Here is a 23,247-nt window from a genome sequence, read left to right as displayed (position 1 = left end):
CGATGAGCTTTACGGACAGAAGCAATCTGCGTCAGCCCCCACTGGGGCGGCGCCTTCGCCTTGGTTTTGTGGGCGGCGGGCGGGGCGGGCTCGTGGGCAGCTGGCACTTCTCGGGCGCGCGGCTTTCGAACCATTTCGATGTCGTGGCGGGGGCGCTGTCTTCCCGCCCCGACACTGCGGCGCTCTCAGCCGCCGACTGGGTCATCCCGGCGGATCGCAGCTATAGTGACTACCGCGAGATGGCGCGGGCCGAGGCCGCCCGGCCCGATGGCATCGACGCGGTGGCGATCTGCACCCCGAATGACAGCCATGCGGCGGTGGCGATTGCCTTTCTCGAGGCCGGGATCGACGTGATCCTGGATAAGCCGATGACGGCGATGCTGCCGGATGCCGAGGCACTGGTCGCGGTGCAGCAAAAGACCGGCGTCAGCCTGACCATGACCTATCCGTTCTCGCATCACGCTATGGTGCGCCAGGCTCGCGCACTGGTCGATGAGGGTGCCCTGGGTCGCATTGCGCAGGTGCATGTCGAATATCTCCAGGACTGGAACCTGGCGGCGCAAGCCCTGGATGGCGCGCCCTGGCGGCAGGATCCCAAACGGGTGGGCCGCAGCTCGATCGTGGGCGATATTGGCACACATGCATATCACCTGCTTCATACCGTCACCGGCCTCGACGTGGCCAGTCTGCGTGCCGATATGTTCACCTGTGGCGGCGCGAAACCGCAGCCGGATACCGCCCATATCGGGCTGAAACTCAGCAATGGCGCGCCGGCGACGATGCAGCTTTCCAATGCGGCGATCGGGCAATATTGCGCGCTGAGGATCCGGGTCTGGGGCGATAAGGGCGCGCTCGACTGGGATCAGGAAAAGCCCGAAGAGCTGCGTTTCACCCCCGCCGGGGCCGAAGAGCGTATCTTCCGCAGGGGTGCCGCCCAGGGCATCCGCCCGGCAGCCGAAGCTTTGATCCATCTGCCGCGCGGCCATGGCGAGACCCTCACCGACGCCTGGGCCAATCTTTACGCCGAAGCGGGCCTGGTGATTGCCGCCCGCCGCTCAGGGCGCGATCTGGGTCAGGCCTCGACCAGGCTCTCCGGTGTCGCAGACGGGCTCAGAGGCATGAATTTCGTCGAAGCCTGCGCCGACAGCCATGAGGCGGGCGGCATCTGGACCCAGATGGCGGATCGCGACTGATCCGCCGCTTTCATGTGGCCCGCTCCCTGGTCACATGATGGCCCGGCGTTCCCTCGCGCCGGGCCAGGTTTTTAATATGGTGACGAGATGCCGATCCTTGACACGCCTGCCGCGCTGATCGCCACCCTGATCGCGGTGATCCTTGTCGGGCTGTCAAAGGGTGGTCTTGGCGGCATGAGCCTTCTGGGCGTGCCGATCATGGCGATGGTGATGTCGCCGGTGACGGCGGCCGCGATTCTGCTGCCGGTGCTGGTGGTGATGGATGTGGTCAGCGTCGCGAGCTGGCGCAAATGGGTCGACTGGCGGCTGATTGCGCTTTTGATGCCCGGCGCGCTGGCCGGGATCGGCATTGGCTGGTTCACCGCCGAGATGGTCTCGGATGCCGTGGTGCGGCTGATTGTGGGCGTGGTGTCTGCCGCTTTCGTGCTGCGCGTCCTCGGCCAGCATCTGATGCGGCGAGAGGTGCGCCCTCGCGGACAGCGCCCGGCCCAGGCGCAGGTCTGGGCCGGTATTGCGGGCTATACCAGCTTTGTTGCCCATGCCGGTGCGCCGCCGTTGCAGATCTATATGATGCCGCTGAAGCTGGATCCGAAGCTCTACACCGGCACTTTGGTGATGTTCTTCGCGATCACCAATGCGCTGAAACTGATCGCCTATTTCGCGCTTGGCCAGTTCGGGGCCGAAAACCTCACCGCCTCGGCGCTGCTTTTGCCTCTTGCGGTTGTCTCGACCTGGGCAGGGGCCTGGGCCGTCCGGCGGATGCGGGCCGATATCTTCTATCTGCTGACCTATGTCTCGGTCGCGCTGGTCGCGGTCAAGCTTATCGGGGACGGGCTGGCGGGGCTATAGATCAGGGGGTATCAGGTTCCCGTTACGGTCGGGATACGGGGCGCCTCGACATTTTGCTGCACCCGCGCTGCCACCGCGACCGTCAGCGCCTGCGCCAGACACATCGGCGCCGCCAGCGAGCGTGAGAAGGTGTAGTCATGTTCCGGCACCGGAAACAGCACGGCCGCCGATTTCGCCAGCGGTGACAGCGTGCTGTCCGAGATCGCCACGATCCCCACGCCGCGCGCGCCCGCCTCTTCGACGATGGAGACAACCTCTTTCGCATAGAACCGGAACGAGACCGCCATCAGAACATCCTTCGGCCCCATGGTGCGGGCGACATAGGTCGAAAGACCGCCTGCGGAATCCAGAAGAATGCAGCGTTTTCCGATCATGGTCAGCTGGTAGCGCATCAGCTCCACCACCGGGAGCGAGCGCATCTGACCCACAAGGTAAACCGTCTCGGCCTCCTGAAAGAGGGTCGCGGCCTGGACCAGATCTTCCTGGCGGATGTCGTTCAGCATTTCCTGCAATGAGGCGATATCGCGCACCACCAGATCGCTGAGGAAGCTCAGCTCTGAGCGCCCGCCCGAGGTGTGCAGCTCGGTTTCCAGCAGCTTGACCCGGGCCTCGAACCCCGGCGCAGCGGTTGCAAGGCGGCGCTGGAACAGCGCCTGCAGCTCTTTGAAGCCCTTATATCCCAGGGCCTGGGCAAAGCGCACAAAGCTGGACGCATGGATGCCACAGCGCTCGGCAATCGCATTGACCGATTGCACCGCGACCTCATTGGGGTTCTGGGTCAGGAAAACCGAGATCCGCTGATAGGTCTTGCTCATCTGATCATGGCGCTCATGGATGAGGCGGATCAGCTCTTCATAGTCTTTCGGCGGCGTCATATCGGTCATGCGGAGGTCTCCCTCCAGTATTTTGCAACAGGTTTTGCAAAAATCCAAGAGCCATTGCAGATCAGGCCACCGCGATGTGGAGCCCCGACGACAGCCGGGGCTCCGTTGTTCTTGCGGTATTATTGTGCCGGCGTCAGGCGCCAGAGATTGTCGCCGGTCGGATCGTCTTCGCCGCGCGCCTTGTTCACCGCCCAGATCCGGCCCTGGCCATCGGCCCGGAGCTGGTTGGTCGAGTTGCCGGCGTCAAGATTGGCGAGGATTTCGCCCTGACCATTGACCACCGTGATCGTGCCCGCACCGCGATTGGCGATATAGGCGGCATTCGAGGCCGCGTCATAGGTGACGTTCAGCGGCTGCGCGCCGACCGCCACATCATGGATCACCTCGCCTTTCGCGACATCGACCACCAGCACATTGTCCGATTGCTGCGAGACGACAAAGGCAAGGCCCTGGGCCGCATCATAGGCCACACCGGCGGCACCTTTGGCACCGGGCAGCGCGATCACTCTGACATCGCCCGATTTCAGATCGATCACGGCAAGCTCATTGGTGCTCATCGAAACATTGACGAGAATGCCCGAGGCCGGGTCGATATCCAGCGCCATCGCCGACCATGCACCGCCGCGTTCGCCCGAAGTGATGGTGATCGGTGCCAGCTGCTCCAGCGTTGCGGTGTCGAACACTTCGATATTGCCGGTGCGGGTGGCCGAGGCATAGGCCCGGCCATTCGCCTCGTCGATCACCACATCGCGGGCATGGTTGACCGAGCCCGGCGCGAATTGCCGGACCAGAGAAAGGTCGGATTGCTTATAGACCGAAATGGTGTCCTGCCGGGTGTTTGTCACCCAGACATTGCCATTCACATCATCCACGCCCACGCCGTAAACCGCGAAAAGCCCGGCATCCTCGCCATTCTCGCGCGCGGGTGCGGCCTCGGGTGTGACCTGGGCCAGCTGTTCCAGCGTATTGGCATCAAGCTTGGTCAGCGCCGATTGCTTGACCGGCGGGCGGCCGACGGCCGAGGTCACGAACACCGCATCCGAGGCTTTCGAATAAGCCACCTGATAGAGGCCACGCGTCACCGGACCATTGGCGATGGTGAATTTATCTGCGCCCGAAAGTGGCACTTCGGGAGAGATTTTCAGCGTCACCACCTCGGCGGCGGCGGGGTTTTCGGCAATGACCAGGATCGGCTGCAGCCCGGTTGCGGCATCGGCATCGACGTCAAGGTCAAAGCTGAATGCGCCTTCGGCATCGACCAGCAGCGGGCCGTCGGCGTTCAGGACATTGGGGCCGCGCATCAGGGTGATTTCCTGATCGGGGATCAGCCCTTCGCCCGAAATGGTGACCTTGCTGCCCGTATAGACCGGCGCGCCGCGCTCGGAGCTGGCGGCGCTGACGCGGCCCTGGAAATCCCGGACCGGTGTGAAGACGCTATCGGCTGAGACCGGGCCAGCCAGCAGGATCGCAAGGGTCGAGGCGCTGAGAAGCGGGCGGAATACTTTGGAAAGCATGATGTTTCTTTCTGACAGGGAGGAGCCCGGCCGGATCGTCCGGCCGGAACAATTGCGTCGCTCAGAAGGATTTGGTCAGGCCGACATAGAAGGCACGCCCTGGCTCGTTGAAGGTGTTCGACCCACCGCTGGTCTCGGTGCGGTAGATCTTCTTGTCGAGGAGGTTGGTCACACCGGCGGTCATGCGGGCGGTCTCGGTGACATCCCAGTTCATGCCGATATTGAACAGGGTGTAGCCGCCGCGCTCATTGGGGTCGGTGGTGACCGCACCGGACACCGAGCTGATCGCCGAAGGCTGGATCGGGCCGTAATGGGTGGCGCCGAGCGAGAAGCCCAGATCGTCGCGGGCCTGCCAGTCAAGCGTGGCATTGATCGTATAGTCGGGGACCAGCGAAAGCGGCTGGCCGGTGGATTTGATCTTCGAGTCGATCATATAGGTGACATTGGTGTTCAGGGAGATCGTGTCGCTGAGCCGGGTGGCAAAATTGCCCTCGATCCCCTCGACCACAGCCGGCCCGGTGTTTTCCCAGCGGAACAGGCGGTTGGTGGTGGCGCCGGGATTTTCCTGGATCTGGCCCGACTGGATCTTGTTCTTATAGTCATTGTGGAAATATGTCAGGCTGGCATTGATGCCGTTATCGCCCTCATAGGCGAACCCGATTTCCTTGTTGACGCTGATCTCGGGATCAAGATCGGGATTGCCGACCACAAAACAGGGGCCGGTCAGACGCACACCATTGACCCAGGGACAGCCATTTCCGTTGGTCGTATAGACATAGCCCGGGTTCAGCTGGAACACGTTAGGCGTCTTGAAGGCGCGGGCGATGCCGAGCTTCATCTTCCATTCATCGCTGAAACGGTATTCAGCATTCAGGCTGGGCGAGGCATTGCCGCCAAAATCGCTGGAATAGTCGTAACGCAGGCCGGGGGTGATGATCAGATTGTCCGACCATTCGATATTGGCTTCGGCATAAAGCCCGACGCGGTTCATCGCGAGAACCGGGTCGCGGCTGGCGGCATTGTTGATCAGCGTCGGGTCGGTGATGGAGCCGGGCAGGCTGGTGACGATCGAGACCGGATCGTCGATCTTCTCACGGCGGAATTCACCGCCCAGCGTCACCGTCGCGCCACGGCCGAAAAGATGCATCGGCAGGATCCATTCCGACTTGGCGGTGATGTTTTCCAGCTTGAGGGTGCGGAAGGCGAAGCTGTCATTGACGCCATCACCATCGGCATCCGCGCAATAGCTGATCCGGCCCTCGCCTGCACCGGCGACGCCTTCACAAAGCCGCGTATTGGTGGTGTTTTCCAGCTGGATAAAGCTGTTCGACGTGCCGAAATCATAGTCGCCGCGATGGGTGATCGCGAAGGTGCGGCGGTACATCTTATTGGTTTCGGTGCCGATAAGCCCCAGGTAGTCCTCGACGATATGGGGCTGGGTGGCCGAGTTCGCCGGCCAGCTGCCAAGCTGCGAGTCGCCGGCGAATTTATTGCCCTGGCGCGAGAAGTTCATCTCGAAATCCAGCTCGTGGTTCTCGGCGATCTTCCAGGTGGCCAGAGCGCCGATATCCTTGTTCGAAACACCTTCTTTGCCGGCCAGGGGCGTGGCACCGGTCGCGGTCGGAGGGTTGAGATCGGCCGCATCGCCATTGGTCTTGTTATAGCCGCCGAAGATCCGCAGGCTGAGCCTCTCGCCCACCGGGCCCGCCAGCATGAAAGACCCGCGATAGCTGTCGCCTTCCTTGCTGTTATCGGGCGCGGTGTAATGCAGCCCGACCTGACCGGTAAAACTGTCAGGGCGTTTGGTCACGATATTGACCACACCGCCCGAGGCACCCGAACCGTAGCGCGCCGCCGCCGGGCCGCGAATGACTTCGATCCGCTCGATGAGCTCTGCCGGAACCCAGTTGGAATCGCCCCGGGTGTCGCGCTCGCCATTCCGGCCCATCTTGACCGCATTGCGCGAATTGACCGGTTTGCCGTCGATCAGGATCAGGGTGTTTTCCGGCCCCATGCCGCGCAGGTCGATCTGGCGCTGGTTGCCGCGCTGACCCGAAGCCGAGGCCCCTGTCAGGTTGACGCCCGGCATCTTGCGCACGGCTTCCGAGATGTCATTCATCACCGGGGTTTTTGCCAGATCTTCTGCGGTGATGGTCGAGACGCCGAGCGCCTGTTTGATCTGGTCTTCGGCCGAAAGAACGATGGTGCCAAGTTCGACCGCCTCGTCCTCTTCCGAGCCCGACTGGGCAAGGGCCGGGGTCACCAAAAAACCGGTGGAAAGCACCAGAAACAGCGCCGTGCCGGATGCAAGGCGCGATGAATGGGTCTGCATCACAAGACTCCGTGGAATCGGGGTTTCTGGCTGGCTGAATGCGGGCTTTGGCCCGGTTCATGCCGCGACACCCGGGCGGGGCAAGCCGTTTGCGACAGAACTGTCGCGAACTGTCTCTGGCTGACGGGTTTCGCCGGATTTGTCCTGGAAATTCACTCAGGAATGTGACAACCTCGCCACGTTGTCCGGACCGGTGGTCGAGTTTACTATGGGTTTGGCTCCGGTCGGAGGAATCTCCTGGACATCATTCCGGCAGCCGAGGCTCCGGGGGCCCCTGGCGAATGCAGAAGACATCCATACCGAAACTGCTGGTGGTCGATGACGCCGCCGATATCCGCGATCCGCTTTGCCACTATCTCGCGAAGAACGGGGTGGAAGCGGTTGGCGCCGCATCGGCGGATGAGGCGCGGGCGGTTTTGCACGATGAAACGATCAGCCTCATCATCCTTGATCTGATGATGCCGGGCGAAGACGGGTTAAGTTTTTACCGCGCGCTGATGAACAGCAGCACCGGGGCGCGCATTCCGGTGATCATGCTGACGGCGCTGCACAGTGACGCCAATAAGATCCGGGGCCTCGATCTGGGCGCTGATGATTATGTGACCAAACCCTTCAATCCGCGCGAGCTTTTGTCGCGCATTCATGCCGTTTTGCGGCGGGGCAGCCTCGCAAAGCCCGGGCCGGCGCGGGAAAGACGGCGTTTTGCCGGGATCGTGCATGATCCTCAGCTACAGGCGGTACTGCTGCCCGACGGGGCCGAGGTCGGGCTGACCTCGGGCGAGAACCGGCTGCTTGAGGCGCTGCTTGATCATGCGGGCGGGGTCCTGAGCCGCGAGGACATCGCAAAGCTGATCAGCCGAAAGGGGGATACGACGACGATGCGTGCCGCCGACAATTGCATTTTCCGGCTGCGGCGCAAGCTTGGGGACAATGCGCGGGCGCCGAAGATCCTGCTGACCGACTGGGGTGGCGGCTACCGGATTGTTGACGATGTCCGGCCGGACGGCTGAGGCATGCAGTTTCGTCTTCCTGACAGTATCCATGGCCGTTTCGCGCTTTTGCTGATTGCCTCGCTGTTGTTTTGCAATGTCGCCGCCGCCTGGCTTCTGGCGCAGGAAGGGTCGGCCTTTGACCAGGCGATCCGGGTGCAGCATGATATGGGTCGTCTGGTCGCGCTGATCGACACCATTGAAGAGACCGACCGCGAGACCGGCGAGGCGATCGTCACACGCTCGATGACCGGCTACACCCGTTTTTCCATCGAACCTGACCCGCTGACCCGCAATGCGGGGGAGGAGCTGGGTGATATCGCCGATGAGATCCGCCGTGCGCTGCCGAACCATGTGATCCTGGTGGCCCGGCCCGTCGCCCGGCAAAGCGCCGATCTGCGCAGCCCGGCGCTTCTGATCATCTCGGTCCAGCTGGCCAAGGGCGTGCGTCAGGAGGAATGGCTCAATTCACTGGTCTATCCGCTGGGTCTCTCCAATGTCTGGCGGCAGAAATCGACGTTTTTCATCCCGCTGATCGCGTCGCTTTCGGTGGCACTGGCGATCGGGCTTTTCTTCCTGAACCAGATGACGCGCCCGCTGCAAAAGCTGGCCGCTGCCTCGCTGGCGGCAGGGCGGGGGGATCATTCGGTGCGCCTGACTGAAACCGGCCCGCGCGAGATCCGCGATGCGGCGACGTCGTTCAACACGATGCAAAGCCAGATCGCCGCATTTGAAGAAGACCGGCGACGGATGCTGGCGTCAGTCGGCCATGACCTGCGCACGCCAATCACCAGCCTGCGGTTGCGCGTCGAAGGGGTAGATGAGGATGCGCTGCGCCTGCCGATGATCCGCATCCTCGAAGATATGACGGTTATGACCGATGATATCCTGCGCTACACCACCGGATCCGGGCCGGAAGAAGAGCGCCGTGAGACCGATCTGCGCGAGGTGCTGGCCGGTCTTTGCGCGGGGGCGGGGGTACATCTCGCGGCGCATGAGCCGGTGATCGCTCCGGTGCAGGAGGTGGCGATCCGCCGCGCCGTTTGCAATCTGATCGACAATGCGCAGCGCTATGCGGGCTCGGCCCGGGTGAGCCTTGAACGTATCCGGGGGGCGGCGGTGATTACGGTCAGCGACCGCGGCCCGGGGATCCCGGAGAACCGGCTTGCCGATGTGCTGCAGCCCTTTGTCCGCGGCGAGGAAAGCCGCTCACGCGAGACCGGCGGCATTGGTCTCGGCCTCGCGATCACCCGCAAGATCGTCGCAGCGCATGGCGGCACGATGGCGCTGAGGAACCGGGCGGGTGGCGGCCTGGAGGTGGAATTGCAGCTGCCATCTGGCCAGGTTCAGCCGGGTTTGGCGGAGTGAACCGGGCCAGAAATCAACTTTTGCCTCCAAAAAGGCGGGCCCAGAATCCCGGTGGTTTTCCGGCTTCTGCTCCGGCATCAATTGCAGCCCCGGCGGGCTGGCTGCGGGCGGCGCGGCGTTGCCCCGCTTTCACCTCGAGCGCGGCCCGGCCAGCATCGCTCAGCCGGTAGCGCCGCGCGGTCACGATGCGCAACAGGCCAAGATCGGTCAGCCGCTCGGCCAGGGCTACCACCTCTTCGCCACGCGGATCGTCTTTCAGCGACAGGATCCCGCCCGGCGCGATTTGTGCTTCGGCAAGCAATGCCTTCTGGGGCGCAGAGAGGCCCTTTTCTGTCATCGCCGACCTGTCATGGCGCGCCGCCTGTTCCTTGCCATCTTCCCCCCGGCATCTGCCTTGCGGTCGAGTTTACCCCAATGCGGCACGAACAGCAGTGCAATTCTCGATGAGCGGCGCGCGAGGCGCTCAACCAGTGTCGAAACCACGCCCTGGCCCCGCCGCAGTCTGTTGGGGTATTTGATCGTATTGGTCTTGCGCCGCATATGCCCCCCTCCACGCGTCCGGGCCGCTTTCGCGCCCGCCGCCGAGGGGCGCTGCTCTGTCTCGGGCAGATCGGCGGTGAAGATCGATGAAGAGAACCCCGTGCCAATTGCAGTTCGATCAGGGCCGGGCGGATCCAGAAGGTGGCAGCACCTTCGACACGCCCCTACTCGCCGCCGGTCACCTGGCCATCAGGCGCGCGGGCAGCGGCAATGGGCTTTTGCACAGCGTCAAACGCGGCGCGGTCAGTCAGCGGCCCGACCAGCGGCGCAGAGATCAGGGGGAGCCCGATGGAGGCCGGGGCCCCGGCCTTGCGCAGCCAGGGAAGCAGTGCCCGTGTGATGCGCTCCTGCACAAAGAGCCGTCCGGGTTCGGTTCACGCCGCCCGATGCTCCGCCCCGGGAGCCGCACCGGCTTGCCGCGCCGAAGGGCCGGAACGAGGCGCCAGATGCGGAAGGCCGCATACGGGCAGGTGATAGCATCACTGGCAGGCGTGTGATTGCTTCGCCGGTGACCGGCGAGAATGGCGCAAGGCTGCTGCGGGTACAAAGCGCCGGATCGAGCCTCAGGCGGGTCAGAATGGCGACGGCAGAGCCAGAGCGCCTGGCCGGGTCTTGTGCTGAACCGGGCTGAGCTGATGCCTTTGCGGAGCGATCCACAGAGGTTCGGCCCCGTCAGGGTTCGCTTTCGCCCGGGCCAGCCGCAAGGCGCGTGATTCCGGCGAAGATCTGTTGCCAGGCGGCGTCATCCAGCCCGATCAGCCCAAAGCTCCTGAGGAAAAACACCCCCTCGCTGGCTAGAAAGGCAATGGCGGCGTCGCGGTCTTCGGGGCGGCTGACATCAAGCCCGCCCAGCCGCCTGTCATACCAGGCCCGGGTTTCAGCCACCTGGTCCGGGCTTTGGAAAATCGCGGTCATCATCATGGCCGAGCGGGCAAAATCGGCATCGGCCGCCGCGACATTGGCGCGGACATGGCTTTGGATCACCGCCTGTGGCGTCGGGTCGGGGCCAAGGTCGCCCAGCACATCGGTTTCGAAACTGTCCGACCAGCGGTCGACCATGGCGCGGATCAGGTTCTCTTTGGTGCCAAAGGCATATTGCACGCCACCGCGCGTGACCCCGGCGGCTTTTGCCAGAGCGCCAAAGCTCAGTCCCGCCGCGCCTTCAGCCGCGACAATTGCTTCCGCCGCATCAAGCAGTTTCTCGCGGTCTATGCTGCGCGGGCGTCCCGACATCTTGGCTCTTTCATTTCAATGCAGTTGTATTTATATTGCAGCCGGGGCGCATGACGCCCTCACCGAGTAACGGATCCCTCCGATGTCTGCCGCCAATCGCTGGCTTGTTCTTGCCATTATCTCAAGTGCCCTGTTCCTGATCGTCATCGATATGACGGTTCTCTATACCGCATTGCCGCGCCTGACCCATGATCTCGGTGCTACGGCAACCGAGAAACTCTGGATCGTCAATGCCTATCCGCTGGTCGTAGCCGGGCTTTTGCCTGGGCTGGGGACGCTCGGCGACCGGCTGGGCCATAAGCAGATGTTCCTTGCGGGGCTGGGCGTCTTCGGCCTCGCCTCGGTGGTCGCCGCTTTCTCGCCCACGCCTTCGATGCTGATCTTCGCGAGGGTGCTGCTGGCGCTAGGGGCCGCGATGATGATGCCGGCCACGCTGTCTTTGATCCGGCTGACCTTCACCGATGAGAAAGAACGTGCATTCGCGATCGGCATCTGGGCGGCGGTCGCCTCGGGTGGGGCGGCGCTTGGCCCGGTGGTGGGCGGCGTGCTGCTGGAATGGTTCTGGTGGGGTTCGGTCTTTCTGATCAATGTGCCGGTGGTGATCCTGGCGCTGATCAGCGGCGCAATGCTCCTGAAGCGGCGTCCGGGCAATCCTGACAGCCCCTGGGATCTGGCCGGATCGGTCCAGGTGATGGTCGGACTGGTCGGCCTCGTCTTTGCCATCAAGGAACTTGCCAAACGCGAACCGGATCTGCTGGCGCTGGCGCTTTCGGCGGGGATCGGGGCGCTCGCCATGTGGATCTTCCTGCGCCGCCAGCTGCGCGCGAGCCGACCGCTGATCGACTTCAGCCTGTTCCGCAATGCCCGGTTTTCGGCCGGTGTGGTGACCGCGCTGACCGCTTCGGCGGCGCTGATCGGGTTCGAGCTGGTGTTCAGCCAGCGTCTGCAGCTGGTCGATGGGCTCTCTCCGCTTGAGGCCGGGCTGCTGATCCTGCCGATCCCGCTGGCCTCGTTCCTGTCCGGGCCGCTGACCGGGCTGGCGCTGCCGCGTCTTGGCGCGTCACGGGTGCTCTGGGGGTCGCTTCTGTTGTCAGGCTTCGCGCTGGCGGCCTATCTGGCACTGCATCAGGGCCCGGCCTGGGCCTGGCTGGCCGCCCTGACGGTGATGGGCTTCGGGATCGGCGCGGCGATGACCGGAGCGTCGGTCGCGATCATGCTTTCGGCGCCGGAAGAGCGGGCGGGCATGGCGGCCTCGGTCGAGGAAGTGTCCTATGAGCTGGGCGGCGCCCTTGGCGTGGCGCTGCTGGGCAGCCTGATGTCAGCGCTTTACACCCGCAGCCTCGTTCTGCCCGAAGGCATCGCCATCGCAGGCGAGGCGCGCGACAGTCTCGACGAGGCGCTGATCCTTGCGGCCAGCCTGCCGCAGCGTGAGGCCGATCAGGTGATCACCCTGGCCCGCGCGGCCTTTGAACAGGCTTTCACCGGGGTCACCGTCGCGGCCATTCTTGCCCTGGTCCTTGCCGGGCTGGTGATCCGCCACAAGACCCGCGACCAGGCTGGCGCAGAAAAGGGCGAAGAGATCCGCCCGCATGCCTGACTGACAGACCCGGCGCGGCGCCTGTTGCCGCGTCGGTAATCCGCCGCAATCTTGTCGAACTTTAATCATAACGGGAGGGTAGACAGTACGGGCCGCTGTGTTCTTTGGCGGTCTTCCTCGTGTGGAACCCTCACCATGCCAACGTATAATGGTTCGAACGGCAATGATGCTCTGACGGGCAGTAACAGCGCCGATACGCTTAACGGCCGCGCGGGAAACGACACACTTTACGGCGGCGGTGGCAATGACGTTCTGAACGGCGAGGCCGGCGACGATCTTCTCTATGGCGGCGCGGGCAATGACTCGCTCTATGGCGGCGATGGGGCGGATACTCTGGTCGGCGGCGAGGGCGCAGATTACCTGAGCGGCGGCGCCGGTCTTGATATTGTTGATTATTCGGCCTCCAACGCAGCGGTGAATGTCAACCTGACGACCTGGACCGGGTCGGGAGGCCATGCTGCCGGCGACACTTATGCAGGCGTGGATGGCATTGTCGGGTCCAGCTACGACGATACGCTGATCGGTTATGACGAGATGGGGACCGGGGCCGATTCCTATACGAACCATATCAGCGGCGGCGCCGGAAACGACAGTATCGAGGGCCGCGGCGGCGACGATTCGCTTTATGGCGGCACCGGCAATGACACGATTTACGGCGGCACCGGCAATGATACGGTCGAGGGCGGTGAGGGCAATGATACGCTCTATGGCGATGCCGATAACGACATTATCCGCGGCGATGGCGGCAGCGATCTGATCTATGGCGGCGCCGGCAATGACACAGCCTTTGGCGGTGACGGCAATGATATTCTATATGGCGATGCCGGGAATGATACGCTTTACGGTGATGTCGGCGATGACCGGCTTTACGGCGGCGCGGGATCTGATCTGCTTTATGGCGGCGCGGGCCGCGACTCGCTTTACGCCGATGGCGGCAATGACACGCTTTACGGCGGTGACGGCAATGACGTCTTTTACATCAATACCACGACCGGGCAGATTCTGATCGCCGATTTCGGCACCGGCAATACCGGGGCGATCAATGACGGCAACAGCCTCAACAATGACTTCGTCGACCTGACCGCCTATTACAATCACGCGGCACTGGACGCCTGGAATGCCGCACATCCCGGCCAGACCTATGGCAATCCGCTGCAATGGATGCGCGCCGATCTGGCGGATGGGGTGCTGAACGCGGTTGCGGGCGGGCTGCGGATCCAGAATGGCGGCATGACGGTCGACGCCATGGCGCTGAACACCGAAACGACCGGTGTGATCTGTTTCACGCGCGGCACCAGGATTGCGACGCCCAGGGGCGAAATTGCGGTCGAAGATCTGGTGGCGGGCGATCTCGTGCTGACACTGGATCACGGGCCGCAGGTGCTGCGCTGGATCGGCTCGCGCCAGGTAAGCGCGCCGCAGATGCAGGCGGATCCGGGGCTGCGCCCGGTCCGGCTCCGGGCGGGAGCGCTTGGCAATGGTCTGCCGCTGCGCGATCTTGTCGTGTCGCAGCAGCACCGGTTTTTGATGTCCTCGCGCATTGTCAGCCATCTTTTCGCGCGGGAGGGGATCCTGCTTGCGGCAAAGCATATGAGCGGTTTTGACGGGATTGCGATCTGCGAGGACGCGTCAGAGACCGAATATTTCCATCTGCTGTTTGATGCTCATGAAGTGATCCACGCCGAGGGGGCGGCAGCGGAATCCTTCCTGCCCGGGCCTGAGGCGCAGAAAATGCTGCGCCCCGGCGCGCTGGCCGAGATCCTTACGGTCCTGCCAGGGCTTGCCACGCGCCTGCCTGATCCGGCGCGGCGGCTGCTCAACGGCCGCGAGGGCCGCGATCTGGTGCGGCGCCATCTCCGGCACGGGCTTTGTGCCTGTGATCAGATGCAAGGCTCTGCCGCCGAAATGCGGCACAGCGCCTGAGAAATGCCTGGCTCAGCCGGCGGCGCGGAATTCCAGCCGGCCGGCGATCCAGATTGCGATGATCGAACAGACTGCCCCGGACAGCAGGTATAGACCGGCGGCCGGCAGCCCAAGGGACGAGGCCAGGAACAGCGCCGTGATAGGTGCGAAACCGGCGCCAAACATCCAGGCCAGATCCGAGACGATGGCCGAACCGGTATAGCGGTTCTTCGCCCCGAAGAGCGCACCGACCGCGCCCGAGCTTTGGCCGAAGCTCAGCCCCAGAATGGTCCAGCCCAGCAGCAGATAGACCACCTCGCCGCTGCGCCCGCCCGACAAAAGCACCGGTGCCGCGATGGCGAAAAGCCCGATCAGAACGGCGGTGGCCTGCAACAGCCGACGCCGTCCGAATGCATCTGCAAGCCAGCCCGAAAGGATCACCGCAAGGATCCCGTTCGCGGCGGCCCCGGCATCAAGCAGCAGATATTCTCCAATGGTTTCATCGGTGTAAAGGTTGATCCAGGACAGCGGGAACACAGTCACCATATGGAACATCGCGAATGTGGCCAGCGGCACGAAAATACCAAGGACCACGGTGCTCCCATCTTCGCGCAGCGTCTGCCCCACCGGGGTCGGCTGCAATTCGCGTGAGGTATAGAGCTCCTGGAATTCATGCGAGGCGACGATGCGCAGCCGCGCGAACAGCGCCACCACATTGACCGCGAAGGCCACAAAGAACGGATAGCGCCAGCCAAATTCCATGAAATCCTGCAGGCTGAGGCTGTGGAGCAGATAGGCGAACAGCAATGTCGCCACGATAAGCCCGATCGGCGCCCCCAGTTGCGGCACCATCGCGTAAAGCCCGCGCTGATGTTTTGGCGCGTTCATCGCCAACAGCGACGGCATCCCGTCCCAGGCGCCGGCCAGCGCCAGACCCTGACAGATCCGCAGCACGGCCAGAATGACCACCGACCAGATCCCGACCGTCTCATAGGAGGGCAAAAGCCCCATCGCCACCGTGGCCGTGCCCATCATGAAAAGTGCGATGGTCAGCTTTGCCACCCGCCCGATCTGCCGGTCAAGCCACATGAACAAAAGCGAGCCGATGGGGCGTGCGACAAAGGCCAGCGCCAGCAGGCCAAAGGACATCAGCGTGCCCGAAAGCGGATCGGTGAAAGAAAACACCAGTTTCGGGAAGACGATCACTGCGGCGATGGCAAAGACGAAGAAATCGAAAAACTCTGACGCGCGGCCGATGATGACGCCGACCGCGATGTCAGAGGGCGACACGGAATGGATCGCTTCGTTGCTGGTATCACTGCGGCCAGTGGCGGAAGAGTTCGACATCTGAATGGGGTCCCGGCTGGTTCAGGAATTGGGCAGGATCAGAAGCGCCGGATCTGCCCCGGCCCCCTTTTGCAGGGGTCGCGGTGGGGCGCCTGTACTCACTTGCCCCTGAATTCGGTATATCCGGCATATGGCAAAACGCCGCATGTTCTGCGCCGCCGCATGACGTTAGGCGATAGAGGCGAGGGGACCTGGCAGTCAGGCCCGCCCAGCGTGACCACTTCGGCAGATGAAGGCAGTCATATGAAATCATTTATAAAATCCCCGGCGACTCTTTTGAGTGTCGCGGTTCTGGCACTGGCGGGATGCAAGGCAGAAGTGCTGGCCCCCGCAGGGGATGTCGCCGCAAGGCAGCGCGATCTGCTGGTGCAGACAACGCTTCTTATGCTTCTCATCATCGTGCCGGTGATGTTGCTCACGCTGTTTTTCGCATGGAAATATCGCAGCAAAAACAAAGAGGCAGACTATCAGCCCGACTGGGATCATTCGACCAAACTCGAGCTGGTGATCTGGGCAGTGCCGCTTTTGCTGATCATCTGTCTCGGCGCGCTGACCTGGGTGGGGACCCACCTTCTGGACCCGTATAGGCCGCTTGATCGCGTAGATGTGAACACCCCCGTCACCGAAGACCACGAGACCCTGAAGGTCGAAGTGATCGCGCTCGACTGGAAATGGCTGTTCATCTACCCCGACCAGGGGATCGCCACGGTGAACCGCCTTGTGGTGCCCGAAGATACGCCGGTTGAATTCAGCCTGACCTCGTCCACGGTGATGAATGCCTTCTACATCCCCGCCATGGCCGGGATGATCTATGCCATGCCGGGGATGGAGACCAAGCTCCATGGCGTGCTGAACGAGCAGGGCGATTACAAAGGCATCGCCTCGCATTATTCCGGCGCCGGGTTCTCGGGGATGCATTTCGTGACCACGGTGACCGATCAGGCCGGGTTTGACGGCTTTGTCTCCGAGACGAAGGCGGCGGGCGGGATGCTTGACCGCGACACCTATCTGCAGCTTGCGGCCCCAAGCCAGAACGAGCCGCCGCGTGGTTATGGCAGTGTTGATCCGGTGCTGTTCGCGCGGGTCGTCAATATCTGTGTCGAAGAGGGAAAGATCTGCGTCGCCGAAATGATGCAGATTGACGCCGCAGGCGGCGCGGGGCGTGCCGGCGTTCTCAATCTGATGCCGCGATATGCCAGCGCCGATGGCCGCAGCCTCGCGATCCCGGTGCTCGGCGGCAATGCCAATATGATCCAGGGGTTCTGTGGCCCGGATGAAGAAGCCAGGATGCTGAGCCAGCGCGTCGTCATCGCGCCGCGCGAAGTGACTGCGCCCGGCCCGATGCGCGGGGCCGGTCTGACGCCGCCGTCAGGCCTTTTCGGCCGGGCCAATACCCAGTTCAGCCAGATCGCGCCGGAACCGGCTGCGGGCGAAGATTTCTGAAAGGACGCTGAGAAATGGCAGATGCGCCGGGCGCTCAGCCCACAACCTTTCTTCTGGGTCGCCTGAACTGGGAGGCCATTCCGAAAGACCCGATCATCTGGGTCACCTTTGCCGGTGTCGTTCTGGGTGGCCTCGTGCTGCTGACCGCGCTGACGAAGTTCAGGCTCTGGGGCTATCTCTGGAAAGAGTGGTTCACATCGGTCGATCACAAGAAGATCGGCATCATGTATATCATCCTCGCGCTGATCATGTTCGTGCGCGGCTTTGCCGATGCGCTGATGATGCGGCTGCAACAGGTCTGGGCCTTTGGCGGGTCCGAGGGCTATCTGAACTCGCACCATTACGATCAGGTCTTCACCGCGCATGGCGTGATCATGATCTTCTTCGTGGCGATGCCCTTCATCACCGGGCTGATGAACTACCTCGTGCCCCTGCAGATCGGGGCGCGCGATGTGTCCTTCCCCTTCCTGAACAATTTCTCGTTCTGGATGACGGTGGGCGGCGCAGTGACCACCATGGCATCCCTGTTCATCGGGGAATTTGCACAGACCGGCTGGCTGGCCTTCCCGCCACTGTCGGGGCTGCAATCAAGCCCCTATGTCGGTGTCGATTATTACATCTGGGGCCTTCAGGTCGCGGGCGTGGGGACCACGCTGTCGGGCATCAACCTGTTGATCACGATCCTGAAAATGCGCGCGCCCGGCATGACCCTGATGCGGATGCCGATTTTCACCTGGACCTCGCTTTGCGCCAATATCCTGATCGTGGCCTCTTTCCCGATCCTGACGATGACGCTGATCCTTCTGACGCTGGACCGCTATCTCGGCACTGCCTTCTTCACCAATGAGGCGGGCGGCAATGCGATGATGTATGTCAACCTGATCTGGATCTGGGGCCACCCCGAGGTCTATATCCTGATCCTGCCGCTGTTCGGTGTGTTCTCGGAGGTCACCTCGACCTTCTCCGGCAAACGGCTCTTCGGCTATTCGTCGATGGTCTATGCGACGATCTGTATCACGATCCTGTCTTACCTCGTCTGGCTGCACCACTTCTTCACGATGGGGTCTGGGGCAAGCGTCAACTCCTTCTTCGGGATCACCACGATGATCATCTCGATCCCGACCGGGGCAAAGCTCTTCAACTGGCTCTTCACCATGTATAAGGGCCGCATCCGGTATGAGCTTCCGATGATGTGGACCATCGCCTTCATGCTGACCTTCACGGTGGGCGGGATGACCGGCGTGCTGCTTGCGGTGCCGCCGGCGGATTTCGTGCTGCATAACTCGCTTTTCCTGGTCGCGCATTTCCACAATGTGATCATCGGCGGCGTGCTGTTCGGCCTGTTTGCCGCGATCAACTTCTGGTGGCCCAAGGCCTTTGGCTACAAGCTGAACGTCTTCTGGGGCAAGGTCTCGTTCTGGTTCTGGGTCGTGGGCTTCTGGATGGCCTTCATGCCGCTCTATGTGCTGGGGCTGATGGGCGTCACCCGCCGTCTGCGCGTGTTCGATGATCCAAGCTATCAGATCTGGTTCGGCGTTGCGGCCTTTGGCGCGGTGCTGATTGCCATCGGGATCGCGGCGATGTTCGTGCAGATGGGCGTCTCGATCTGGAAGCGGGGCGACCCTGCGATGCGCGACGAGACCGGCGATCCATGGGACGGGCGGACGCTGGAATGGGCGACCTCTTCACCGCCGCCGGATTACAACTTTGCCTATACGCCGGTCAGCCACGGGCTTGACACCTGGTGGGATATGAAACGCGAAGGGGCCGCGCGCCCGACCGGCAAATATCACGCCATCCACATGCCGAAGAATACCGGCATGGGTGTGGTGCTTTCTGCGATTGCGACCATCTTCGGTATGGCGATGATCTGGTATATCTGGTGGCTCGCGATCCTGTCCTTCGGGGCGCTGATCGTGGTCGCGATCTGGCATACCTTCAACTACAACCGCGACTTCTACATCCCGGTCTCTGAGATTGAGGCGAAAGAGGCCGCGCGCACCAGACAGCTGCAAGCAGCGGCGGGGGGCTGATCATGAGCGTTTTTTCTCCCGCCAACCCCGCCGCGATCTATGCGCAAAACAACCCTGAGGCGGTCGCGAAATACTGGGACAAGTCTGAACATCACCCGGAAGAGGGGGCGTCGACCCCCCTCGGATTCTGGGTCTATCTGATGTCCGATTGCCTGATGTTCGCGGTGCTTTTCGCGGTCTATGGGGTGCTTGGCACCTCCTACGCTGCGGGCCCGGGGCCAAAGGTTCTGTTTGATCTGAACCTTGTCGCGATCAACACGGCGATGCTTCTCTTCTCGTCGATCACCTTCGGCTTTGCGATGCTTTCTATGTATGCCGGGCAGAAGGGGCGGATGCTGGGCTGGCTTTTTGTCACGCTGCTTTTCGGCCTCGCCTTTCTCGGGATCGAGATTTACGAGTTTTACCACCTGATCCATGAGGGCGCGGGTCCTGGCCGCTCTGCCTTCCTGTCGTCTTTCTTTGCGCTGGTCGGCACCCATGGGCTGCACGTCACCTTCGGGTCAATCTGGCTGGTGACCATGATGGTGCAACTGTCGGTCAAAGGCATCACCGGGCCGAATATCCGCCGGATGAGCTGCCTGTCGATGTTCTGGCACTTCCTTGACGTCATCTGGATCGGCGTTTTCACCTTTGTCTATCTGCTGGGGATGATCTGATGGGCGCGCATCACGACACGCATGGCCAAAGCGGGGGCCAGGATCATGGGCATGGCAGCCATGCCAGCTATATCAGGGGCTTTATCCTGTCGGTGATCCTGACCGCGATCCCCTTTGCGGTGGTCATGTCCGGCGGTTTTGAGAGCCGGCTTGCGACCATCGCGCTGATCGTGGGCTTCGCGGTGGTGCAGATCATCGTCCATATGATCTATTTCCTGCATATGACCACCAGGCACGAGGAGGGCTGGACCATGATGTCCACCATCTTCACGCTGATCGTGGTGGTGATCATGCTCGCGGGCTCGATCTGGGTCATGTATCATATGAACACCAATATGATGCCGCAGATGAACCACGAGGCCTTGCAGGGTTTCGGGTCGTGACGGTCCGGCGCAGCGGCGCGGCGGGTATCGTCGCGCTGGTGCTGGCTGCGCTGGTCTTTGCCGGGCTGATCGGGCTGGGCGTCTGGCAGGTCCAGCGCCTGGCCTGGAAGACAGATCTGATCGCCCGGACCGAAGCACGGCTGATGGCAAAGCCGGTGCCCCCCCCGGGGGCGGCGGATTTCGCAGCGATTGAGGCGCCGGAATATATGCGCCTCGCGCTGACGGGTCAGTATCTCGAAGTGCCATCGACCCTGGTGCAGGCGCTCACGGTGCAGGGGCGCGGCTTTTGGGTCATGAGCCCTTTCATCAGCTATGATGGCCAGTTCATCCTGATCAATCGCGGCTTTATCCCCGAAGCCGCCCGCGACATGCTGCCCGCCCCGCCCCGGGGCGAACAGCGGCTCACCGGGCTTTTGCGGCTGAGCCAGCCCGATGGCGCTTTCCTGCGCTCAAATGATCCGGCGGCGGGGCGCTGGTTCTCGCGCGATGTGCTGGCGATTGCGGGGTCTTTGGGGCTGCCGCAGGTGGCGCCCTGGTTCCTCGATCTGGGGCAGCCGGGCGAGGCGGTGGCGCCGGGCACGCTGCCGGTGCCGGGGCTGACGGTGGTAGAGTTCCGAAACAGCCATCTCGGCTATGCGGCCACCTGGTTCGCGCTGGCGGGGATATGGGCGTTTGGCCTGTTCATGCTGTGGCGACCAGAGCGCAAAGCAACCCTATAGCGCGCAGTTATACTTCGTGTGCAGTAGGATCTGCGAGGCCGCAGGCTGCACCGTGACACCCCGCGCCGCATCGCGGATCCAGAGCGCGGCCTGGGAAAGCTCGGCGGTGAAATCATGCGAGATCACGAAATCCATCACGCCGCTGCTCAGGAGATCGCGGGAATGTGGCGTCAGCTCATGACCGACAAAAACCGGATCACGGTCGCGGCCAAGCGCCTCGAGCGCCCAGGCGATGCCGCGATTGGCGCCGGCGACATTATAGATCGCCAGCGGCACGCCATAGTCGCGGAAATGGCTGATCAGCTGCTGATGCGTGGTCTCGGGGTCGTCATTGGCGATCACCTGTTCCTGGACACGCAGATGCGGAAAATCGCTGCGCAACACGCGGCGAAAGCCCATCACGCGCTCCTGCTGGCAGCGAAAGGGCACGCTTGAGACGATGAGGATGCTGGCGCGGTTTTGCGAGAGGCGGCTGCCAATCAGCAAAGCCGCCACGCTGCCGGCGGCATATTGGTCATTGCCGACATAGGCGGCGCGGCGCGAGCTGGGCAGATCGCTGGTCAGGCAGACCACTGGCACGCCCTGGTGGCCCAGCTTGCGTAAGGCCGCATTGATCGCGGGATGTTCGCGCGCGACCACGATCACCCCGTCCGACCCGCAGCCACCCTGTTCGATCTGGCGGGCGAAAAGCGCCGGATCGGCCTCGCGGGTGGTCAGATAAAAGCCGCTGATCCGCACCCCGGGAAGCGAGCGGTTCACCGCATCGGCGGCCGCATCCATCGCGGCGTTGAAGCTTGTGCCGGATTCGCAGAACAGCCGCAGATCCAGCGCCTCCTCACGGCCCTGGTTTTCCTGGCTGAGCTTGTCGAGCGCCGCCACAACCCGGTTGCGGGTCTTTTCCCGCACCCCCGGCCGGTTGTTCAGCACGCGGTCAACTGTTGCAGGGCCAAGGCCAGAAAGCCGCGCGACCTCTTTTACCGTTGGGCCTTTCCAGCCCTGAATGCGGGAATTTTCCGTCATTTCCGCCCCCCTCTGCCGCCCAAAGGCACCCGAAGACTGATGCGACCTCAAATGATGTGATTTGCATCAGAAACAGCCATTCAATCATCTTTCGCAATTTTCTCATGATTGCAATATTCATTGCACCCTTGGAGGAGGAGATAAGATGATGACGTTCAAAGGCTGGATTCTGGCCGCGACCGCGCTTGCGACCACCGCCCTCACGGCGACCCTTCCGGACGCCGCCATGGCGCAAGATGGTGAAAAACTGCGCTTCGTCGTGGTCTCGCATATCGGGTCCAACGATCCGAATATGAACTGGCTGACCATGGCGATGGAGGAATTCGGCAAGAAATACCCTGATGTTGAAGCCGAATATATCTCGACCAACAATTATTCGATCCAGGAACATGTGCGGCTGCTGGAACAGGCGATTGCCACCCGTCCCGACGGGATCGCGGTGCCGATCGTCAGCCCGGACGCATTTGAAGGCCCGCTGCGCCGCGCCATCGACTCCGGGATCCCGGTTGTAGCCTTCAACATCGCCGATGGCCGCCCCGAGGGCGAGCGGATTCCTTACGTCACCTATGTCGGCGGCGACGAGTTGCTGACTGGCCGCAAGCTGGGCGAATTTGCCCTGTCGCAGGTCGAGGCGGGCGTGGTGCCGGCCCCGACCCGGGTGGTCTGCGCCAGCCATGACAGCGCGCATGAGGGGCTGAAAAAGCGGTGCGCCGGGATGCGTGAAGTGATGGAGGCGTCGGGCGCCAAATTCGACGAGCTGTTCATCGGGGCCGAACCCGCCACCGCGCGCAATACGCTGCAATCTTATCTCTCGGCCAATACAGACACCAATTACATCTTCACTGTGGCCGGCTGGTCGGCACCCTGGGCCTGGGGGGTCGCGAATGAGATGGGGCTTTCGCCCGATGTCGATATGGAGGGCGTGACCGTTCTGACCGTCGACGAAGGCCCGGTCTCGATTGAGGGCGTCCGTCAGGGGCATGTCCTTGCCACCAACAGCCAGGGGTTCTGGCTGCAGGGCTATGCGCCGCTGGAATGGCTCTACTGGAATGTAAAACATGGCTATGCGCCGCAGCAGGACATTCTGACCGGCCCGATCATCATCACCAGAGAAAACGCTGACAAATGGTCTGATCTGGTCCGCAGCGTCTTTGGCGAAGAGGCCTATAATCAGCAAAACACCTGGTAATCCTGGTGCCATTGCCGGCCGGGGGGCGTCTCCCGGCCAGTCCTGCCAACGCGCCG

General features: G+C 62.7%; 21 protein-coding genes. 12 read left to right on the top strand and 9 right to left on the bottom strand.

Annotation, left to right across the window (positions count from 1 at the left end):
• Positions 1 to 2: 2 nt before the first annotated feature.
• Positions 3 to 1,193 (top strand): Gfo/Idh/MocA family protein, encoded by a 1,191-nt coding sequence (locus AC4FS3_RS09320; protein ID WP_491020318.1) that lies wholly within the window; start codon positions 3 to 5, stop codon positions 1,191 to 1,193.
• An 87-nt stretch (positions 1,194 to 1,280) separates the two neighbouring features.
• The gene (locus tag AC4FS3_RS09315; RefSeq protein ID WP_491020317.1) at positions 1,281 to 2,042 is read left to right on the top strand and encodes a sulfite exporter TauE/SafE family protein; all 762 of its coding nucleotides are present in this window, start codon (positions 1,281 to 1,283) and stop codon (positions 2,040 to 2,042) included.
• Positions 2,043 to 2,053: 11 nt separating this feature from the next.
• Here the strand turns inward: AC4FS3_RS09315 and AC4FS3_RS09310 are convergent, their stop codons facing one another.
• The 3 genes from AC4FS3_RS09310 to AC4FS3_RS09300 all read right to left on the bottom strand — a co-directional run bounded on the left by AC4FS3_RS09310 (position 2,054) and on the right by AC4FS3_RS09300 (position 6,772).
• Positions 2,054 to 2,926, bottom strand: coding sequence for a MurR/RpiR family transcriptional regulator (locus tag AC4FS3_RS09310; RefSeq protein ID WP_491020316.1), 873 nt, complete (start codon positions 2,924 to 2,926; stop codon positions 2,054 to 2,056).
• Positions 2,927 to 3,045: 119 nt separating this feature from the next.
• Positions 3,046 to 4,440 (bottom strand): YncE family protein, encoded by a 1,395-nt coding sequence (locus AC4FS3_RS09305; protein WP_491020315.1) that lies wholly within the window; start codon positions 4,438 to 4,440, stop codon positions 3,046 to 3,048.
• 61 nt (positions 4,441 to 4,501) lie between these two features.
• Positions 4,502 to 6,772: a FepA family TonB-dependent siderophore receptor gene (locus AC4FS3_RS09300; protein WP_491020314.1), complete on the bottom strand. Its 2,271-nt coding sequence runs from the start codon at positions 6,770 to 6,772 to the stop codon at positions 4,502 to 4,504.
• Between the two features lie 281 nt (positions 6,773 to 7,053).
• On the opposite strand from AC4FS3_RS09300, the gene AC4FS3_RS09295 reads away from it, so the two are divergent.
• Both AC4FS3_RS09295 and AC4FS3_RS09290 read left to right on the top strand, forming a co-directional pair.
• Positions 7,054 to 7,782 carry a response regulator transcription factor gene (locus tag AC4FS3_RS09295; protein ID WP_198835085.1) on the top strand — a complete coding sequence of 243 codons (729 nt, stop codon included), beginning with the start codon at positions 7,054 to 7,056 and terminating at the stop codon, positions 7,780 to 7,782.
• Between the two features lie 3 nt (positions 7,783 to 7,785).
• On the top strand, positions 7,786 to 9,129 hold the full coding sequence (locus AC4FS3_RS09290) for an ATP-binding protein (protein ID WP_491020313.1): 1,344 nt from the start codon (positions 7,786 to 7,788) through the stop codon (positions 9,127 to 9,129).
• A 13-nt stretch (positions 9,130 to 9,142) separates the two neighbouring features.
• Here the strand turns inward: AC4FS3_RS09290 and AC4FS3_RS09285 are convergent, their stop codons facing one another.
• The 4 genes from AC4FS3_RS09285 to AC4FS3_RS09270 all read right to left on the bottom strand — a co-directional run bounded on the left by AC4FS3_RS09285 (position 9,143) and on the right by AC4FS3_RS09270 (position 10,902).
• Entirely contained in the window at positions 9,143 to 9,466 is a 324-nt protein-coding gene (locus tag AC4FS3_RS09285) for a hypothetical protein (protein ID WP_491020312.1), read from the bottom strand.
• Positions 9,463 to 9,669, bottom strand: coding sequence for a hypothetical protein (locus AC4FS3_RS09280; RefSeq protein ID WP_491020311.1), 207 nt, complete (start codon positions 9,667 to 9,669; stop codon positions 9,463 to 9,465). Before AC4FS3_RS09280 ends, AC4FS3_RS09285 begins: the two co-directional genes overlap by 4 nt.
• A gap of 164 nt (positions 9,670 to 9,833) precedes the next feature.
• Positions 9,834 to 10,022 (bottom strand): hypothetical protein, encoded by a 189-nt coding sequence (locus AC4FS3_RS09275; protein WP_491020310.1) that lies wholly within the window; start codon positions 10,020 to 10,022, stop codon positions 9,834 to 9,836.
• A 319-nt stretch (positions 10,023 to 10,341) separates the two neighbouring features.
• Positions 10,342 to 10,902: a TetR/AcrR family transcriptional regulator gene (locus AC4FS3_RS09270; protein WP_491020309.1), complete on the bottom strand. Its 561-nt coding sequence runs from the start codon at positions 10,900 to 10,902 to the stop codon at positions 10,342 to 10,344.
• 82 nt (positions 10,903 to 10,984) lie between these two features.
• Here AC4FS3_RS09270 and AC4FS3_RS09265 point away from each other — a divergent pair, with 82 nt between their 5' ends.
• Positions 10,985 to 12,499 (top strand): MFS transporter, encoded by a 1,515-nt coding sequence (locus AC4FS3_RS09265; protein WP_491020308.1) that lies wholly within the window; start codon positions 10,985 to 10,987, stop codon positions 12,497 to 12,499.
• Between the two features lie 135 nt (positions 12,500 to 12,634).
• A complete protein-coding gene (locus AC4FS3_RS09260) occupies positions 12,635 to 14,422 on the top strand; it encodes a Hint domain-containing protein (protein ID WP_491020307.1) in 1,788 nt (595 codons plus the stop codon).
• 12 nt (positions 14,423 to 14,434) lie between these two features.
• Here the strand turns inward: AC4FS3_RS09260 and AC4FS3_RS09255 are convergent, their stop codons facing one another.
• A complete protein-coding gene (locus tag AC4FS3_RS09255) occupies positions 14,435 to 15,748 on the bottom strand; it encodes an MFS transporter (RefSeq protein WP_491020306.1) in 1,314 nt (437 codons plus the stop codon).
• Positions 15,749 to 16,024: 276 nt separating this feature from the next.
• Here AC4FS3_RS09255 and cyoA point away from each other — a divergent pair, with 276 nt between their 5' ends.
• The 5 genes from cyoA to AC4FS3_RS09230 are packed head-to-tail and all read left to right on the top strand — an operon-like array spanning position 16,025 to position 20,982.
• Positions 16,025 to 17,191: a ubiquinol oxidase subunit II gene (gene cyoA / locus AC4FS3_RS09250; protein ID WP_491020305.1), complete on the top strand. Its 1,167-nt coding sequence runs from the start codon at positions 16,025 to 16,027 to the stop codon at positions 17,189 to 17,191.
• A gap of 14 nt (positions 17,192 to 17,205) precedes the next feature.
• Positions 17,206 to 19,224, top strand: a complete 2,019-nt coding sequence (gene cyoB, locus AC4FS3_RS09245; protein ID WP_491020304.1) for a cytochrome o ubiquinol oxidase subunit I — start codon at positions 17,206 to 17,208, stop codon at positions 19,222 to 19,224.
• 2 nt (positions 19,225 to 19,226) lie between these two features.
• Positions 19,227 to 19,880 (top strand): cytochrome o ubiquinol oxidase subunit III, encoded by a 654-nt coding sequence (cyoC, locus tag AC4FS3_RS09240; protein WP_491020303.1) that lies wholly within the window; start codon positions 19,227 to 19,229, stop codon positions 19,878 to 19,880.
• A complete protein-coding gene (gene cyoD / locus AC4FS3_RS09235) occupies positions 19,880 to 20,263 on the top strand; it encodes a cytochrome o ubiquinol oxidase subunit IV (RefSeq protein ID WP_283178988.1) in 384 nt (127 codons plus the stop codon). Before cyoC ends, cyoD begins: the two co-directional genes overlap by 1 nt.
• Positions 20,260 to 20,982 (top strand): SURF1 family protein, encoded by a 723-nt coding sequence (locus AC4FS3_RS09230; protein WP_491020302.1) that lies wholly within the window; start codon positions 20,260 to 20,262, stop codon positions 20,980 to 20,982. The genes cyoD and AC4FS3_RS09230 overlap by 4 nt, the downstream gene beginning before the upstream one ends.
• Here the strand turns inward: AC4FS3_RS09230 and AC4FS3_RS09225 are convergent.
• Positions 20,977 to 22,002 carry a LacI family DNA-binding transcriptional regulator gene (locus AC4FS3_RS09225; protein ID WP_491020301.1) on the bottom strand — a complete coding sequence of 342 codons (1,026 nt, stop codon included), beginning with the start codon at positions 22,000 to 22,002 and terminating at the stop codon, positions 20,977 to 20,979. The two genes, AC4FS3_RS09230 and AC4FS3_RS09225, sit on opposite strands and share 6 nt — an antisense overlap.
• A gap of 145 nt (positions 22,003 to 22,147) precedes the next feature.
• Here AC4FS3_RS09225 and AC4FS3_RS09220 point away from each other — a divergent pair, with 145 nt between their 5' ends.
• Positions 22,148 to 23,191, top strand: a complete 1,044-nt coding sequence (locus AC4FS3_RS09220) for a substrate-binding domain-containing protein (protein WP_491020300.1) — start codon at positions 22,148 to 22,150, stop codon at positions 23,189 to 23,191.
• The last annotated feature ends 56 nt before the right edge of the window (positions 23,192 to 23,247 follow it).

Source organism: Pseudogemmobacter sp. TB195, from assembly GCF_058313095.1.
The sequence above is the reverse complement of the archived record's forward strand: the minus strand, read 5'-3'. Positions and strand labels throughout refer to the sequence as shown.